This is a genomic window from Pigmentiphaga aceris, from assembly GCF_008119665.1.
Taxonomy (GTDB): Bacteria; Pseudomonadota; Gammaproteobacteria; order Burkholderiales; family Burkholderiaceae_B; genus Pigmentiphaga; species Pigmentiphaga aceris.
Genome location: NZ_CP043046.1, coordinates 1,439,425 through 1,456,007 on the forward strand (window position 1 = coordinate 1,439,425; position 16,583 = coordinate 1,456,007).

13 protein-coding genes and 1 pseudogene are annotated in these 16,583 nt (G+C 61.8%); 10 read left to right on the forward strand and 4 right to left on the reverse strand.

Going from position 1 to position 16,583, the window contains the following annotated elements:
- The first annotated feature begins 373 nt into the window (after window positions 1-373).
- The 3 genes and pseudogenes from rpsA to FXN63_RS06045 all read left to right on the forward strand — a co-directional run bounded on the left by rpsA (window position 374) and on the right by FXN63_RS06045 (window position 3,726).
- Window positions 374-2,083: a 30S ribosomal protein S1 gene (rpsA, locus tag FXN63_RS06035; protein WP_148813678.1), complete on the forward strand. Its 1,710-nt coding sequence runs from the start codon at window positions 374-376 to the stop codon at window positions 2,081-2,083.
- A 45-nt stretch (window positions 2,084-2,128) separates the two neighbouring features.
- Window positions 2,129-2,434, forward strand: a pseudogene (locus FXN63_RS06040) (integration host factor subunit beta); the annotation flags it as partial.
- A gap of 278 nt (window positions 2,435-2,712) precedes the next feature.
- Window positions 2,713-3,726, forward strand: coding sequence for a Bug family tripartite tricarboxylate transporter substrate binding protein (locus FXN63_RS06045; RefSeq protein WP_148813679.1), 1,014 nt, complete (start codon window positions 2,713-2,715; stop codon window positions 3,724-3,726).
- A gap of 220 nt (window positions 3,727-3,946) precedes the next feature.
- Here the strand turns inward: FXN63_RS06045 and FXN63_RS06050 are convergent, their stop codons facing one another.
- From FXN63_RS06050 to FXN63_RS06060, 3 genes are all read right to left on the reverse strand, one after another.
- Window positions 3,947-5,530: an aldehyde dehydrogenase (NADP(+)) gene (locus FXN63_RS06050; RefSeq protein WP_148813681.1), complete on the reverse strand. Its 1,584-nt coding sequence runs from the start codon at window positions 5,528-5,530 to the stop codon at window positions 3,947-3,949.
- Between the two features lie 225 nt (window positions 5,531-5,755).
- The gene (gene kdgD / locus FXN63_RS06055; RefSeq protein WP_148813683.1) at window positions 5,756-6,670 is read right to left on the reverse strand and encodes a 5-dehydro-4-deoxyglucarate dehydratase; all 915 of its coding nucleotides are present in this window, start codon (window positions 6,668-6,670) and stop codon (window positions 5,756-5,758) included.
- A gap of 311 nt (window positions 6,671-6,981) precedes the next feature.
- A complete protein-coding gene (locus FXN63_RS06060; protein ID WP_148813685.1) occupies window positions 6,982-7,743 on the reverse strand; it encodes a FadR/GntR family transcriptional regulator in 762 nt (253 codons plus the stop codon).
- Between the two features lie 214 nt (window positions 7,744-7,957).
- Here FXN63_RS06060 and garD point away from each other — a divergent pair, with 214 nt between their 5' ends.
- The 7 genes from garD (at window position 7,958) to cysM (ending at window position 14,952) form a co-directional block, all read left to right on the forward strand.
- Window positions 7,958-9,541, forward strand: coding sequence for a galactarate dehydratase (garD, locus tag FXN63_RS06065; protein WP_148813687.1), 1,584 nt, complete (start codon window positions 7,958-7,960; stop codon window positions 9,539-9,541).
- A gap of 229 nt (window positions 9,542-9,770) precedes the next feature.
- Window positions 9,771-10,100: a LapA family protein gene (locus tag FXN63_RS06070; RefSeq protein WP_148813688.1), complete on the forward strand. Its 330-nt coding sequence runs from the start codon at window positions 9,771-9,773 to the stop codon at window positions 10,098-10,100.
- A 12-nt stretch (window positions 10,101-10,112) separates the two neighbouring features.
- Complete coding sequence (gene lapB, locus FXN63_RS06075; RefSeq protein WP_148813690.1) at window positions 10,113-11,348, forward strand: lipopolysaccharide assembly protein LapB; 1,236 nt, start codon at window positions 10,113-10,115, stop codon at window positions 11,346-11,348.
- A gap of 16 nt (window positions 11,349-11,364) precedes the next feature.
- Window positions 11,365-12,300 (forward strand): D-glycero-beta-D-manno-heptose-7-phosphate kinase, encoded by a 936-nt coding sequence (gene rfaE1 / locus FXN63_RS06080; RefSeq protein WP_148818993.1) that lies wholly within the window; start codon window positions 11,365-11,367, stop codon window positions 12,298-12,300.
- A 40-nt stretch (window positions 12,301-12,340) separates the two neighbouring features.
- The gene (gene rfaD / locus FXN63_RS06085) at window positions 12,341-13,330 is read left to right on the forward strand and encodes an ADP-glyceromanno-heptose 6-epimerase (protein WP_148813692.1); all 990 of its coding nucleotides are present in this window, start codon (window positions 12,341-12,343) and stop codon (window positions 13,328-13,330) included.
- Between the two features lie 168 nt (window positions 13,331-13,498).
- On the forward strand, window positions 13,499-14,017 hold the full coding sequence (locus tag FXN63_RS06090) for a ComEA family DNA-binding protein (protein ID WP_148813694.1): 519 nt from the start codon (window positions 13,499-13,501) through the stop codon (window positions 14,015-14,017).
- Between the two features lie 29 nt (window positions 14,018-14,046).
- Window positions 14,047-14,952, forward strand: coding sequence for a cysteine synthase CysM (gene cysM / locus FXN63_RS06095; RefSeq protein ID WP_425468665.1), 906 nt, complete (start codon window positions 14,047-14,049; stop codon window positions 14,950-14,952).
- 200 nt (window positions 14,953-15,152) lie between these two features.
- Here the strand turns inward: cysM and mltB are convergent, their stop codons facing one another.
- Window positions 15,153-16,499, reverse strand: a complete 1,347-nt coding sequence (mltB, locus tag FXN63_RS06100) for a lytic murein transglycosylase B (protein ID WP_148813696.1) — start codon at window positions 16,497-16,499, stop codon at window positions 15,153-15,155.
- Window positions 16,500-16,583 lie beyond the last annotated feature (84 nt).

The window sequence follows — 16,583 nt, forward strand, 5'->3', positions numbered from 1 at the left end:
TACAACGCTTTGGTCGCTGTTTTGGTCCCAGATCGATTTTTGAATAAGTAGTAATGGCCGGAATATTTAGCCCGGCACTTTTGCCTTATTCAAATGCTGAGCCTGCATGCTTGAGCGCAGTAGCATCAGTCCGATTTCTCCACCGCCGCATGTTTATCTTGTGGATTACCCGCAAGATATTTCCCGACGGGAACATACGGCCGATGTGGATGGTCTAAATCCGAATGCAAGACATGGCTGCGCCGCGCAAGCGTTGCTGCCATGCAAACCGCCTCAGCAATGAGGCTTTTTTCCAACTCCACCGACAGGCGAGTTTCAGGGCGAATATCTCTCCCACTCCCTGAAAGTGTGTAACCGGCAGGTCCCCTACTCAATGTCATCGGTTTCCGAAAATCAATTCGCAGGCGAAGAAAGCTTTGCCTCGATGTTCGAAGAAAGCATCAAGAAGCAAGAGATGAAGTCCGGCGAGGTCATCACCGCCGAAGTGGTCCGTATCGACCACAACTTCGTCGTTGTGAACGCAGGCCTGAAGTCCGAAGCGCTGATCCCGCTGGAAGAATTCCTGAACGACCAGGGCGAGCTCGAAGTTGCTGAAGGCGATTTCGTGTCCGTGGCTATCGACGCACTGGAAAACGGCTACGGCGACACCGTGTTGTCGCGTGACCGTGCAAAGCGCCTGGCTGCTTGGCTGCAACTCGAACAAGCGCTGGAATCCGGCGAATTGGTTACCGGCACGATCACCAGCAAGGTCAAGGGCGGCCTGACCGTCATGACCAACGCCATCCGCGCCTTCCTGCCGGGTTCGCTGGTCGACATGCGTCCCGTCAAGGACACCACGCCGTACGAAGGCAAGACCCTGGAATTCAAGGTCATCAAGCTGGATCGCAAGCGCAACAACGTCGTGTTGTCGCGTCGTGCCGTGCTTGAAGCCAACATGGGCGAAGAGCGTCAGAAGCTGCTCGAAACGCTGCACGAAGGCGCGATCGTCAATGGCGTGGTCAAGAACATCACCGACTACGGCGCATTCGTGGACCTGGGCGGTATCGACGGCCTGCTGCACATCACCGATCTGGCATGGCGTCGTGTGCGTCACCCGTCGGAAGTCCTGACCGTTGGCCAGGAAATCCAAGCCAAGGTCCTGAAGTTCGACCAGGAAAAGAACCGCGTCTCGCTGGGCGTGAAGCAGCTGGGCGAAGATCCGTGGGTGGGCCTGTCGCGTCGCTACCCGCAAAGCACCCGCCTGTTCGGCAAGGTCACCAACCTGACCGACTACGGTGCATTCGTTGAAGTCGAAGCCGGTATCGAAGGTCTGGTCCACGTGTCCGAAATGGACTGGACCAACAAGAACGTTGATCCCAAGAAGGTTGTGACCGTCGGCGAAGAAGTCGAAGTCATGGTCCTGGAAATCGACGAAGACCGTCGTCGTATCTCGCTGGGCATGAAGCAGTGCCGCGCGAACCCGTGGGAAGACTTCTCGGCCAACCACAAGCGTGGTGACAAGGTCCGCGGCGCCATCAAGTCGATCACCGACTTCGGCGTGTTCGTCGGCCTGCCGGGCGGCATCGATGGTCTGGTGCACCTGTCTGACCTGTCCTGGAGCGAAACCGGCGAAGACGCCGTGCGTAACTTCAAGAAGGGTGACGAAGTTGAAGCCGTGGTTCTGGGCATCGACACCGACAAGGAACGCATCTCGCTGGGCATCAAGCAGCTGGAAGGCGATCCGTTCACGAACTTCGTGGCAACGTACGACAAGGGCATGGTTGTCCCGGGTACCGTCAAGTCCGTCGAAGCACGTGGCGCTGTCGTGACCCTGTCGGCTGATGTCGAAGGCTATCTGCGCGCATCCGAAATGTCGACTGGCCGTGTCGAAGACGCGACCACCGTCATGAAGGCTGGCGAAGAACTCGAACTGATGATCCTGAACATCGACCGCAAGTCGCGTTCGATCCAGCTGTCGATCAAGGCCAAGGACAGCGCAGAGACGGCTGACGCCATCGCTCGTATGTCGGAAGCCAGCGCTTCGTCGGGCACCACGAACCTGGGCGCCCTGCTGAAGGCTAAGCTCGACCAACAAAACGGCTAATCAAGGAGTCCTGACGGGATGAGCAATGCATCGGATGCTGGCATGATTTCCATGACGAAATCCGAATTGATCGCCCGTCTGGCGGCTCGCTATCCGCAGCTGGTCGCCAAGGATGCCGATTACGCAGTGAAGACGATTCTCGACGCGATGGCCCAATCCTTATCGGAAGGTCATCGCATCGAAATCCGGGGTTTCGGCAGTTTTTCGCTGTCGAAGCGCCCACCGCGTATCGGTCGCAATCCCAAGTCTGGCGAACGGGTGCTGGTCCCTGAAAAACGGGTACCGCACTTCAAGGCCGGCAAGGAATTGCGCGAACGTGTCGATGGCCCGCTGGACAGCGCCGCCTCGACCGGTTGATTTGCCCTGTTTTGCGATCTGATTGGTTATCGCTGGTCAGACAAACAAACGCCCCCGCGTAGCAATACGCGGGGGCGTTTGCATTGGTGCTTGCTCATTTGGTTTTTGCTGAGTCGTACTTACTAAGTCGGTGCTTGCTAAGGGCTTTCCCCTTACCTCGGGTAAACCTAGTCGAAGTCATCGCAACATGCGTGCACAATTCCCTAAAATTCGTATTAAGAACATTGGTTCGTTATTAGAACAAAATAACGCGATTTCAAGGGGATCGACGCATGAAGCTTCGCAGCACTGATATCACACGCCGCCGTGTTCTTGCACTGCTTGTCCACAGTGGACTCGCCACTGCTGGCCTGGGGGCCGCCACGATAAGCAGCGCCCACGCTCAGGACTTTCCCACCAAGCCGATCACCATCGTGGTGCCGTTCTCGGCAGGCGGTACGACGGATATCCTGGCGCGCATCGTGGCGCAGAACCTGCAGGCCGAACTCAAGCAGCCGATCGTGGTGGACAACCGGGCTGGTGCTGCAGGCAATATTGGTGCGCAGGCGGTTGCACGCGCGCAGCCAGATGGCTACACCTTGCTGCTGGGTACCGTGGGTACGCATGCCATCAACGGTGCGTTGTACAAGAAGCTGGGCTTTGATCCGGTCAAGGATTTCGCTCCGCTCACGCGCGTGGCCAACGTACCGAATCTGTTGGTGACCAATCCCGAACAGCCGTACAAGACGGTGCAGGAACTGATCGCATACGCCAAGGCCAATCCGGGCAAGGTCAACTTTGGTTCATCGGGCGCTGGAACATCGATTCACCTGTCAGGCGAACTGTTCAAGCGTATGGCGGGCGTGGATATTCAGCACGTTCCCTACAAGGGAAGTGCGCCGGCATTGAGCGATCTGCTGGGCAACCAGATCGGCATCATGTTCGACAACATGCCTTCATCGATTTCACATGTGCGCAGCGGCAGGCTGCGTCCGCTGGCCGTTACCACCGCCAAGCGTTCACCAGAACTGCCCGACGTGCCGACTGTGGCGGAAGCCGGTGTACCGGGCTACGAGGCGAGTTCGTGGTTTGGCATGTTCGCACCTGCCAATACGCCAGCGCCGGTGCTGGCCCGTCTGCATGACGCGTTGATCAAGGCTCTGAGCGACCCGGGTGTCCGACAACGCATTGCCGAGCAGGGTGGCGAGCCGGTGACCGAGACGCCCGCGCAGTTCGCAGACTTCATCGCCGCAGAAAGCAAAAAATGGGGGGAGGTCGTGAAGCAGTCAGGCGCAAGCGTGGACTGATGTGGATTGATCCCGGGCCGGCGAGCTAGCCGGATCGTCATGGCGACGATTGGATCGCACCCCAACGATCGGACAATACTGTCCTGATCGATGGGGTGTTTTTCATGGTGATGCAGGGCTTGCAGGTCGATCTGAGCTAGTTCGACTTGAGCCGTTTCGACCTGAGCCCAGCACATCACCATCTTATGTGCAACGGTGGTGTGCTCGTAAAAAGCCTGGATTAGCCTTTCACGCGCTCGCCGTCTTTCAGGCGCCACAGGTTCAGCGGGTTGGCATCCTGCAGTGCCGGGGGCAGCAGGCGGTCCGGCAGATCCTGATACGACACCGGGCGCAGGAAGCGATCGATTGCCGAGGCACCCACCGAGGTGAACGCAGCGTTCGATGTGGCCGGGAAGGGGCCGCCGTGAACCATGGCATAACCAACTTCCACGCCGGTCGGGAAGCCGTTGGCCAGAATACGACCAACCTTGCGTTCCAGGACCGGCAGCAGGCGACGGGCGATGTCGTCGTCGCTGGCTTCGAGTTGCAGCGTGGCGGTCAACTGGCCTTCCACGTGTTCGGCGATGGCGATCAGTTCATCGACATCACGTGCCACCAGCACCAGCGAGCTGGGGCCGAAGACTTCGTCTTGCAGCGCGTGCGATGCCAGGAAGGTCGAGGCGTCGGTCACGAACACGGCGGGGCGTGCGCCCCAGGTGCCGGCTTCCGCTTCCACGCCTTCGCCCAGCGAGGTGACGCCAGCCTGGCTGCGCAGTTGCGACACGCCCTTTTCGTAGGCGTCGAAAATGCCCGGGGTCAGCATGGTTGCCGACCCTTTCTTGACGACCGCTTCTGCGGCCGCCTGACGGAAACGCTGCAGATCGGGGCTGTCCAATGCCACAACCAGACCGGGGTTGGTGCAGAACTGGCCGACGCCCATGGTCAGGGAATCAACGAAATCCTGGCCGATCTTTTCAGCACGCGCGGCGAGTGCGCCCGGCAGCAGGAACACCGGGTTGATGCTGCTCATTTCAGCGTAGACCGGAATCGGTTCCGGGCGTGCATTGGCGATGCGCACCAGCGCCAGGCCACCTTGACGCGAACCGGTGAAGCCGACGGCCTTGATGACCGGATGCGCAACCAGTGCTTCGCCCAGTTGGCGACCGGCACCGATCAGCAGCGAGAAAACGCCTTCCGGCAGGCCAGCATCGGCCACGGCCTTCTGGATTGCCTGACCGACCAGTTCCGAGGTACCCAGGTGGGCGCTGTGTGCCTTGACGATGACCGGTGCGCCGGCAGCCAGTGCCGATGCGGTGTCACCACCCGCGACCGAGAAGGCCAGCGGGAAGTTGCTGGCACCGAACACGGCGACGGGGCCGAGCGGAATTTTGGCCAGACGCAGGTCCACGCGCGGCATGGGCTTGCGCTCGGGCTGTGCGGGGTCGATGGTGGCGGTCAGGTGGTGGCCGCTGCGAACCACTTGCGCGAACATGCGCAACTGGCCGACGGTACGGCCGCGCTCGCCTTGCAGGCGGGCGATCGGCAGGGCGCTTTCCTGGTGGGCACGGTTGATCAGCTCATCACCGAGGTCCAGTATGTTCTGAGCAATCGCTTCCAGGAACTTGGCGCGGACTTCCGGCGTGGTGGCACGGTAAGTGTCGAAGGCGGCTTGCGCCAGCGACGCAGCACGATCCACTTCAGCGCTTCCGCCCAGACCGAATTCAGGTTCCAGGTCTGCACGGGTCACTGCGTCGATGGCACGCAGGGTGCCAAGGTTGCCACGAACGCTGCTTGCGCCGATCAGCATGTTGCCGGTAATGGGCATCACAAACTCCTGTCAGAAATAGCTATGCGGCAACGCAACATACGTTGTCGTACAACATAAAGCTCAATCATTGATGGTAGTCGATCTTGGATGGCTCCACATGGAACAAGGCGCCGGGTGCGATCATGCCGCCCGGCGCCTGTCATCCAACTTGAATTCTGTCCTGCGTACGATCAGCGTCGACAAAGCCAACTGCACTGGCCAGCAACACTGATCGTAACCGGATTACTGCGGGCCCAGCTTCTTGATCAGGGCGTCGAGCTGTGCCAGCTCGCTTTCGTTCAGGTCGGTCAGCGGTGCGCGAACCGGGCCTGCATCGTGGCCAACCAGCTTGGCACCGGCCTTGACGATGCTGACTGCATAACCGGCCTTGCGGTTGCGGATGTCGAGGTAGGGCAGGAAGAAGTCGTCGATCAGGCGACCGGTGGTGGCGCTGTCACCCGCGGCAACGGCGTTGTAGAACTCCATCGCGGTCTTCGGGATGAAGTTGAACACAGCCGACGAGTACACCGGCACGCCCAGGGCGCGATAGGCCTCGGCATAGACTTCGGCGGTGGGCAGGCCGCCCAGGTACGAGAAGCGATCGCCCAGCTTGCGGCGCACGCGGACCATGCTTTCGATGTCGCCCACGCCGTCCTTGAAGCCGATCAGGTTGGGGTTGCGTTCAGCCAGGCCAACCAGTTGGTCGGCGTTGAGCTTCGAGTTGGCGCGGTTGTAAACGATCACGCCGATGTCGAGTGCCTTGCAAACCTCTTCCACGTGACGGGCGATACCGTCTTGCGAGGCTTCGGTCAGGTAGTGCGGCAGCAGCAGCACGCCCTTGGCACCCAGACGCTGAGCTTCCTTGCCATAGGCAATGGCAGTGCGGGTCGGGCCGCCGATGCCGGCGATGATCGGCACCAGGTTGGCGCAGGTGTCGACAGCCGTTTTCACGACGCTCGAGTATTCGTCATGCGACAGCGAGAAGAACTCACCGGTGCCGCCAGCTGCGAACAGTGCGGTTGCACCGTAGGGTGCCAGCCACTCCAGGCGCTCGGCATAGGTCTTCGGGCGGAAATTGCCTTGCTCGTCAAAGTCGGTGACGGGGAAGGAAAGCAGGCCCTGAGAAACGATTTGCTTGAGTTCCTGGGGTGATGTCATGGTGATCGCGTCCTGTTACCGCCGAGAGGGCGTGTGCGAGTGGATAAGGTTAAGTCGTATGTCATCGTACAACTGGTTAAACAAAAGGGCAACCGGTTCGACTTGTCCGACAGCCCCGGATTTACCCTTGAATCACAGGGCTGGGTAATCCGGCGTTGGCTATCGGCAACAGGATCAAAGGCCTGATCCTGCAGTCCGTGCTGTTCAAGGCGCTATTTTGTTGGCGTGCGACGTCGGTCGATATGCAGGTACGAGTCGTCTGATGCCCAGAGTAGACACGTATGATCGACACGTACGATCAGTACGTGTTTTTACGCAGTCGGTTGCGCAACGGCATCGTGTGCGCGACGCAGACGTTCCCGGCTGTTGGTCAGGTGCGTGCGCATCGCCGCGCGGGCTGCTTCCGGGTCACGTCGTTCGATGGCATCAACGATGTTCTCGTGTTCGCGGTTGACCTGGCTCAGATAACTGGTCTGGTCGGCAGCGGCCAGCGCGGCGGAATTGACCCGGGTACGCGGGATGATCGTGCTGCCGAGCTGTTCCAGGATATTCAGGAAGTAGCGGTTGCCGGTTGCGCTGGCGATCGCCAGGTGAAACGCCACGTCGGCAGACACGGCATTGCCGGTGCGCTTGACGATGTGATTGTCGAAGTCGGTCATGGCCTGACGCATCTGGCGCAGGTGCGTGTCGCTGCGGCGATTGGCCGCCAGGCCTGCGGCCTCTGCTTCCAGGCTGATGCGCAGTTCCAGGATTGCCATGACGTCGAGCATGGTCAGAATGCTGGCGGTGTCGATCTGGAAACTGCTGTCCTGAGCGGCTTCCAGCACAAAGGTGCCGATGCCGTGACGAGTTTCCACCAGACGCGCTGCCTGCAGACGTGAAATGGCCTCGCGCACAACCGTGCGGCTGACACCCTGAGCGTCCATGATTGCCGATTCAGTTGGCAACTTTTCGCCCGGCCTGAATTCTCCATTGCGGATCTGCTCGGACAAGGCATTGACCACTTCTTCAGTCAGGCTGCGAGCTTTTCGGCGAGGACGGCCAGGTGGGACAACGAGCGGGGAGGTATCCATGGGGGTGGCGCGGCACGTTGCAAAGAAGGTGTCATTATATCGGTGCTGAAGACGTATGACGACTGATCATCGGGTAGACGCTAGTGCTGTCGCGTCGCGTTGACGCCATGTCCAGCCACAGCGGGATCAGGGTAAGCGCTTGATGGAGCAAGGCCGGGCCTTCCCTATAATCAAGTTGTACGACGACTAGTCGAAATCTTGCAGGATTGCCCGCATGTCCCTTGCTCCCATCTCTGTTCCGCGTGCGCCGCTTCGCATTCAGATTCACCCGGCCGATAACGTCGCCATCGTGGCCAATGACGGCGGATTGCCGGCTGGTACGGTATTTTCGGACGGCCTGGTGTTGCGCGACGCGGTTCCGCAAGGCCACAAGCTTGCGCTGGTCGATCTGGCCGCTGGCGACCCGGTGCTGCGCTACAACGTCGTCATCGGCTACGCTGCCCGCGACTTGCCGCAAGGCAGTTGGGTCTCCGAGCGGGTCATGGAGATGCCGGCGGCACCCACGCTGGACAATCTGCCGATTGCCACCCGTGTCGCGCCCGAATTGCCTCCGCTGGAAGGGTTCTTCTTCGACGGTTATCGCAACGCAGACGGTTCGGTCGGCACGCGCAACATTCTTGCCATCACCACCACGGTGCAGTGCGTGGCGGGCGTGGTCGAACACGCCGTTCGACGCATCAAGACCGAGTTGCTGCCGCGTTATCCCAATGTGGACGACGTGGTGGGCCTTGAGCACACCTATGGCTGCGGCGTGGCCATCGACGCCCCCGATGCAGTTATTCCCATCCGTACCCTGCGCAACATCAGCCTGAATCCCAATTTCGGCGGAACGGCGATGATGGTGAGCCTGGGTTGCGAGAAGCTGCAGCCTGAACGCCTGCTGCCCGCTGGCACGATTCCTATCCGCGATGGCGTGGCCATGACGGTGGGGGCCGGCGTGGATACGGTGCGACTGCAAGACGATTCCCACGTGGGTTTCGAATCCATGATCACCTCGATCATGCAGACTGCCGAGCGCCACCTGGCCATTCTGGATGCCCGACGCCGTGAACCCTGTCCCGTATCGGAACTGGTGGTGGGCGTGCAGTGCGGCGGCAGCGATGCGTTCTCGGGTGTTACCGCCAACCCGGCCGTGGGCTTTGCGACCGATTTGCTGGTGCGCGCAGGCGCGTCGGTGCTGTTCTCGGAAACCACGGAAGTGCGGGACGGCATCGATCAATTGACCTCGCGGGCGGCCAACCCCGACGTGGCTGCCGCGCTGATCCGCGAAATGGACTGGTACGACCGTTATCTGGACCGGGGCCGTGTCGACCGCAGCGCCAACACCACGCCGGGCAACAAGGCGGGCGGGCTGTCCAATATCGTTGAAAAAGCCATGGGCTCGATCGTGAAGTCGGGCAGCGGTGCGATTTCGGGCGTGTTGTCGCCGGGCGAAAAGTTGAAGCAGAAGGGCCTGATCTACGCCGCCACGCCTGCCAGCGACTTCATCTGCGGCACCTTGCAATTGGCAGCTGGCATCAACCTGCACGTGTTCACCACTGGCCGGGGCACGCCTTACGGCCTGGCGGAAGTGCCAGTGATCAAGGTCGCGACCCGCAGTGACCTGGCCCGCCGCTGGTTCGACCTGATGGATGTTGATGCCGGCCGCATCGCCACCGGCGAGGCCAGCATCGAAGAAGTGGGCTGGTCGCTGTTCAATCTGATGATCGAAGTGGCCAGCGGACGCCAGCAGACCTGCGCCGAGCGACTGAAACTGCACAACGCGCTGACCTTGTTCAATCCGGCCCCGGTGACTTGAGTTGCTGCACCACCGGCCCGCGCCAGTGAACTGACCCCCGGTCCAGCGATGGCGCAGGGGGTGTTCGCAAAGCATCTTCAGGATGCCTCAACGCCCCGGTATGCAAGGCAATCCGCCCCCTGATCGTCCCCAGGATCGGTGACGCAGCACGGCAAGTTGTGGTCATCGATGGCGCGCGGCTTACAATCGCGTCATCGAGATAACCCCTCACGCCGGAGCATCTACAACGATGCGTTACTTCATCTGGATTCTTCGCCTGGCCGTTTTTGTGGTCGTGTTGCTGTTCGCACTCAAGAACACCGACCGCGTCACGGTCCGCTTTTTCGTCGACACCCTGACCACCGACATCCCGCTGATCGTGGTGATGCTGGCCTGCTTTGTGGCAGGAACCTTGTTCGGGCTGCTGCTGACGGTTCCGGCTTCGCTGCGTCGTCGTCGCGAACTGGCTGCGCTGCGCCGCGACCTGGAGCGCGCGCGCGCCGAGGCCGTTGTGGTGCCTGCTGCGGCCACCACAGCACCGCCGTCGTCCGACGTCGTGTTGCCCATGCATCCCTTGTAAGGACGGGATCGCGTGGATTTCGAACCTTGGTTGTTGATTGTCATCCCGCTGCTCTTCGGGCTGGGATGGATTGCTGCACGCGTGGACATCCGGCAGATGCTGTCGGAAACCCGCAATCTTCCCGACTCCTATTTCCGGGGCCTGAACTTCCTGCTGAACGAGAAGCCGGACCAGGCAATCGATGCGTTCATCGAGGTTGCCAAGCTCAACCCGGAAACCATCGAACTGCACTTCGCGCTGGGCAGCCTGTTCCGACGGCGTGGTGAGATCGAGCGCGCGATTCGCGTGCACCAGAATCTGCTGCAACGAACCGATCTGCCGTCCTTGCAACGTGAGCAGGCTTTGCATGAACTGGCGCAGGACTATTTGCGCGCAGGCTTGCTGGACCGTGCCGAAGCCGCTTTCGAGCAATTGAAGGCCACCCGCTTTGCGCCCGAAGCCTTGCGCGCGCTGATTCGTGTGCACGAAACCGAACGCGACTGGCCGCAGGCCATTCTGGCTGCGCAGGCGCTGCAAGGCCTGGTAGACGAGCCTGTGCCGCAAGCCGTGCATTTCCATTGCGAGCAGGCCGCGGCAGCGATGATCGCCACGCCGCCGGAACTGGACGCCGCCCATGCTGCGCTGGATGCCGCCAGCCATGCATCGCGCCAGCGCAATGCCGCACCGGATGCGCCCACGGTGCCGCACGTTCGGGTGTCGATCATGCGTGCAGAGCTGGCCATGCTGGAAAACAATCCGGTGGCATGCCGGGTTCATCTGGAAGCGGTGCTGGCACATGCGCCGGAATACGCGGGCCTAGTGGCTGCCAAATTGTTGGACAACCACCGTGTCGATGGCACGGAAGCCGACGGCATCGCCATGCTGGAAGCGCATTACGCGCGCTATCCGTCGCTCGATGTGTTCAACGCAATCTTCCAGGCACGGCGCACCGTCTACGGCATTGCCGACGCCTGGGTATTTGCGCGCGCCGCCATGCAGCGCAATCCGTCGCTGCTGGGCCTGGACCGTTTGCTGGAAGCGCAGCTTGCTGCACCTGCCCGCGCAGACGGGGTACCCGCACCCCATGCTGTGGCCGTCGTCGACGACGTGGCATTGATGCGCAGCCTGATCCACAAGCACACGCAGCGCATGGACCGCTATATCTGCCGTTCATGCGGCTTCAAGGCCCGTCGTTTCCACTGGCAATGCCCGGGCTGCAATGCCTGGGAAACCTACGCACCCAAACGCTTGGAAGAGTTGGATGTCTGAACTGAATGCTGCGCCGATGTCGGCGTTTCCCAGTGCCGAGGCGCGTGCCGCTGCCCGGGTATTGGTGGTTGGCGACCTGATGCTCGACCGCTACTGGTTTGGTGAAGTGGAGCGGATCTCGCCCGAGGCACCGGTGCCGGTGGTGCGGGTGTCGGTCAGCGAAGATCGCTTGGGCGGTGCCGCCAACGTGGCGCGCAACGTCGCGGCCCTGGGTGGCCAGGTCACCTTGGTTGGCATCGTTGGCCGTGATGAGGTCGCACAGACCTTGTCGACGCTGTCTGCGGAAGCCGGCATCAAGACGCGCTTTGTCAACGACGAGACCGTGCCCACCACCATGAAGATGCGGGTGTTGGGCCGGCAACAGCAGTTGTTGCGTGTCGATTTCGAAAAGACGCCAACCGAAGCCGCCCAGGCTGAAATCGCTGCCCAGGTAATCGAAGCACTGCCGCACCATGAAGTGCTGGTGCTTTCAGACTACGCCAAGGGTGTGCTCGGGCAGGTCGAGCCGATCATTGCGCGCGCCCGTGCGCTGGGCTGCATCGTGTTGGTCGATCCGAAGGGCGACGACTACGGTCGGTATCGCGGTGCGTCGCTGGTTACGCCGAACCGGGCCGAGATGCGCGAAGCAGTAGGTGCCTGGCGTGATGAAGATGATCTGAGCGCACGTGCGCAACGTCTGCGCGAAGCGCTCGGCCTGCAAGCCTTGCTGGTTACCCGTTCCGAACAAGGCATGACGCTGTACACCGCTGAAGGCCGCGACCACGTCGAAGCCCAGGCGCGCGAAGTGTTCGACGTGTCGGGCGCGGGCGATACTGTGATTGCGACCCTGGCACTGATGCAAGCGGTCGGGCTGGACCTGCATGCCGCCATGCGCTGGGCCAACCTGGCTGGCGCGGTGGTGGTCGGCAAGCTCGGTACCTCTACGGTAACCCCGGCAGAACTCGGCGGCTGAGGCCAGTGGCCGCACCGCATACGCATTACAAGGAATTCCCATGATTATCGTCACCGGCGCTGCCGGCTTCATCGGCAGCAACCTCGTTCGTGGCCTGAATGCCCGCGGCATTCGCGACATCATCGCGGTTGACGATCTGCTGCAAGGCGACAAATTCGTCAATCTGGTCGACGCAGACATTGCCGACTACCTGCACAAGGACGAGTTCCGTGCACGGGTCGCCAACGGGTCGCTGCCGCCCATTCGTGCCGTGTTGCACCAGGGCGCGTGTTCAGACACCACCGAGCGCGACGGTCACTACATGATGGACAACAACTACCGCGTCACGCTGGAGTTGTTCGAATACTGCCAGGCGCACCGCGTGCCGTTCCTGTATGCCTCGTCGGCAGCGGTGTACGGCGCAGGTCCGGTCTATGTCGAAGATCCGGCCAACGAGCGCCCGTTGAACGTCTACGGCTACTCGAAGTTCCTGTTCGATCAGATCTTGCGCCGTCGCATGAGTTCACTGCGCTCGCAGGTGGTCGGCCTGCGTTACTTCAACGTCTACGGTCCGCGTGAACAGCACAAGGGCCGCATGGCCTCGGTGGCCTTCCACAACATGAACCAGTTCCTGAGCGAAGGCCATGTGCGCCTGTTCGGCGGCTGGGACGGTTATGAAGATGGCGGGCAGCGTCGCGACTTCATTTCCGTTGAAGACGTGGTCGCCGTGAACCTGCACTTCCTGGACCATCCCGAACAATCGGGCATCTTCAACTGCGGTACCGGTCGCGCACAGCCTTTCAACGATTTGGCCGCTGCTGTGGTCAACACCTTGCGTGAAGAGAAGGGTGAAGCACCGCTGTCCTTGGCAGCCTTGGTCGAGCAAGGTCTGCTGCGTTATGTGCCGTTCCCGGACGACTTGAAGGGGCGTTATCAGAGCTTCACCCAAGCCGACACCACGCAACTGCGCAACGCCGGTTTCACGGCTCCGATGCGTGATGTGCAGACGGGTGTGGCCGAGTACATCCGCACGTTGCGGGCAGGGCGCTGAGGCAGTGCTGATGGGTGAGCTGCGCAGCCATCACGCGGCAACCGCGCAGCGGCCTACGCAGTAGCCCTCACGGACATCACGCGGATGCGCACCGCCCAATATCTGCACCGGGCGGCAAGCTGGCTGGGCCTGCCGTCATCATGACGACAGGCTCACCCGGAGCCTGTGATGAACCCATTCCTGCACGAACCCGTAGCCAGTCCCGTTGCTGACGCGGCTACTGATCTGATCCCCAATCGCAATACCGATTCCGCTGTCGGCACCCTTGGTGGCTTGCCTGCTGTGTCCAAGGTTTCTCCATCATTCATTTCTCCTTCATTCGGCTTGGGCACACTTGCCCGTCTGGCGGGGCAGTTCGCGCTGGCGGCCGGTTTGGTGTTCGGTGCGGCAAGCCCGGCGCTTGCGGTGGATGTGAACACCGCCACCTTGTCCGACCTGGAAACCGTGCGCGGCATCGGTCCGAAAACCGCAGAATCGATCTTGCAGGAGCGTCAGAAAGGCGGCGCGTTCAAGTCGTTCGATGACTTTTCCGGGCGGGTGCGAGGCATCGGCACCAAGCGTGCCGAGAAGCTGCGCGAAGCCGGCCTGACCGTAGGCACCAGCACCACGGCGGCTGCGTCTCCTTCACAGACCGCCGCAGCCAATCCGCGCAATACGCCCAGAGCGCCTGGGGTTAAGCCAAACTGAGCGTGGGCCTGCGCGGTATCATGCTGCGCATGAAAACCTACACCACCATCGAAGACACGATCGGCAATACGCCCCTGGTCCGCCTCCAGCGCATTCCCGGTGCGGACTGCGATGCGCGTGGCAACGTCATCCTCGGCAAGCTCGAAGGCAATAATCCGGCGGGCTCGGTCAAGGATCGTGCCGCGCGGTCGATGATCCGCCGCGCCGAAGCGCGCGGCGAGATCAAGCCCGGCGACACGCTGATCGAAGCCACCAGCGGCAATACCGGTATTGCGCTGGCCATGGTCGCCGCCACGCGCGGCTACAAGATGATCCTGATCATGCCCGACAACCTGTCGGTCGAACGTCGGGTATCGATGACGGCCTACGGTGCCGAATTGATCCTGACACCGGCGTCGCAAGGCGGCATGGAATACGCCCGTGACCTGGCCTTGCAGATGCAGGCCGACGGCAAGGGCAAGGTGCTGGACCAGTTCGCCAACGCGGACAACCCGCAGGCGCACATCGAGACGACCGGCCCGGAAATCTGGCGTGACACCGATGGTGGCATTACCCACTTCGTCAGCGCCATGGGTACTACCGGCACCATCATCGGCATGTCGACCTATCTGAAAGCCCAGAACCCCGACATCCAGATCATCGGCGCGCAGCCCACCGAAGGCTCGCAGATTCCCGGCATCCGCAAGTGGCCGGAAGCCTATCTGCCCAGCATCTATCAGGCAGACAAGGTGGATCGCATCGAATCGGTGACGCAGGCAGACGCCGAAGACATGGCGCGTCGTCTGGCAGCCGAGGAAGGCATCTTCGCGGGTATCTCGGCGGCGGGTGCGCTGGTCGTGGCACTGCGCATAGCGCAGGAAGTGCGCAACGCCACCATCGTGTTCGTGGTCTGCGATCGCGGTGATCGTTACCTGTCTACGGGTGTGTTCAAGTAATCGCGGCTGCAACTGCTAGCGCAGGCAAGCGACACCCCGGACATCAGATGTTTTTCTGATGTCCGGGGTGTTCTTTTTGGTGATGTGCTGATCGCGTAGCGGTGACCTACAACAGGCAACACCGTGCATTCACCGCATTACACCATCAGCAGGAAAAAACGCGCGCCACCTGATCGGCAGCGCAGCGCTTCTTCATCCCATTACGGCTGCTGTCCCGCAGGCACCGTATCCGGCATGGCTTCCGGCGAGGTCAGGCTGGGATCGACCGTGCGGGTGCGCTGACTGGTGTAAGGCGCGGGCCCTTGCGTGGGCGCGGGCCTTGCCGCCGGCATGGCTGCACGCACTGCGGCGGGGGCAGGGGGCACATAACTGCCCTGGCCCGCTTCGAGCGCCTGTGCCAGATCGGCTACTGAGGCTGCATAGAAATAGCTGCGGTTGTACTGCGTGATCACGAAGAAATTCGGCAGCGCCAGGCGGTATTCGGCGTTGCCCGTGTCCCCATCGATCAGGTCGATGATGCCGACTTTTAGCGCCGACCACGCGCCGCCTGCCTCTTGCGGCAAGACGGCACCGGCCTGTTGCAGCGTGCTCCAGTCCAGCGTGGGTGCCAGGCCCCCATCGACCAGCGGCGCAGGATCGGTCGGCAATCCACGCGGCGAGAACACCGGCTGGTCGCGCTGCCAGCCATGCTCGACCAGGAAGTTCGCCACCGACATCACCGCATCGTCGCGGTGGTTCACCAAGTCTGGCGTGCCGCCATCGGCGGCAACCGCGAAGCGGCGAATGCTGCCAGGCATGAACTGAGGCAGGCCGATCGCGCCAGCAAACGAGCCACGCAGCGTGCGCGGGTCCAGGCCACGTTCCTTGCAGAACAGCAGGTATTCCGCCAGTTGTTCCTGGAAGAACTCGCTGCGGTCACGCGGCGCATCGCTGGGGAAATCGAAGCCCAGGGTGGCCAGCGCATCCAGAATGCGGAAGTCACCCATCACGCGGCCGTAGAACGTTTCCACGCCAATGATCGACACGATCACCGAGGCCGGCACGCCATATCGCGCCTGTGCTCGGGCCAGTACCTCGCGGTTCTGGTCCCAGAACGCCAGGCCAGCCTGAATGCGTTGCTGCTCGACAAAGCGGGCGCGATAGCGCGTCCAGCTGCGCACGGAAGGCGAGGCAGGCGGCATGATGGCGCGGGCGGCCACCGACACATAACGGGCGCTGGCCAATGCCGATTGCACGTACTGCCGGTCCAGCCCTTGAGCCACCACCTTGTCGGTAAAGGCCATGCCTGCGGGGCGGGTAGCGTAGGTCACCGGATCGGGCTTGGGGGCAGGCGGCGTGGCAGCGCGGGCGGGACTGGCAGCGGGCTTGGCTGCCTGGGACGGTGCAGCAGGCTTGGCTGCTGGTCGCGGCGCAGGCGTCGTCGCGGGCTTCTGGGGCTTGGCAGGTGCCGGTTGTGCAGGCTGCGTCGTGGATGGCGTCTGAGCGTTCGCCATGCCGGCAGACGCCAGGCTGGCGGCAACGGCCATGCAGACCATACTGACACGCATGGTCGATCCAACACGCTTGGCAAAGAATTGATGAGGCATCTGGAGCAATGATGGGCCGGAATGTCCGGGGGATAACCCTGGGAC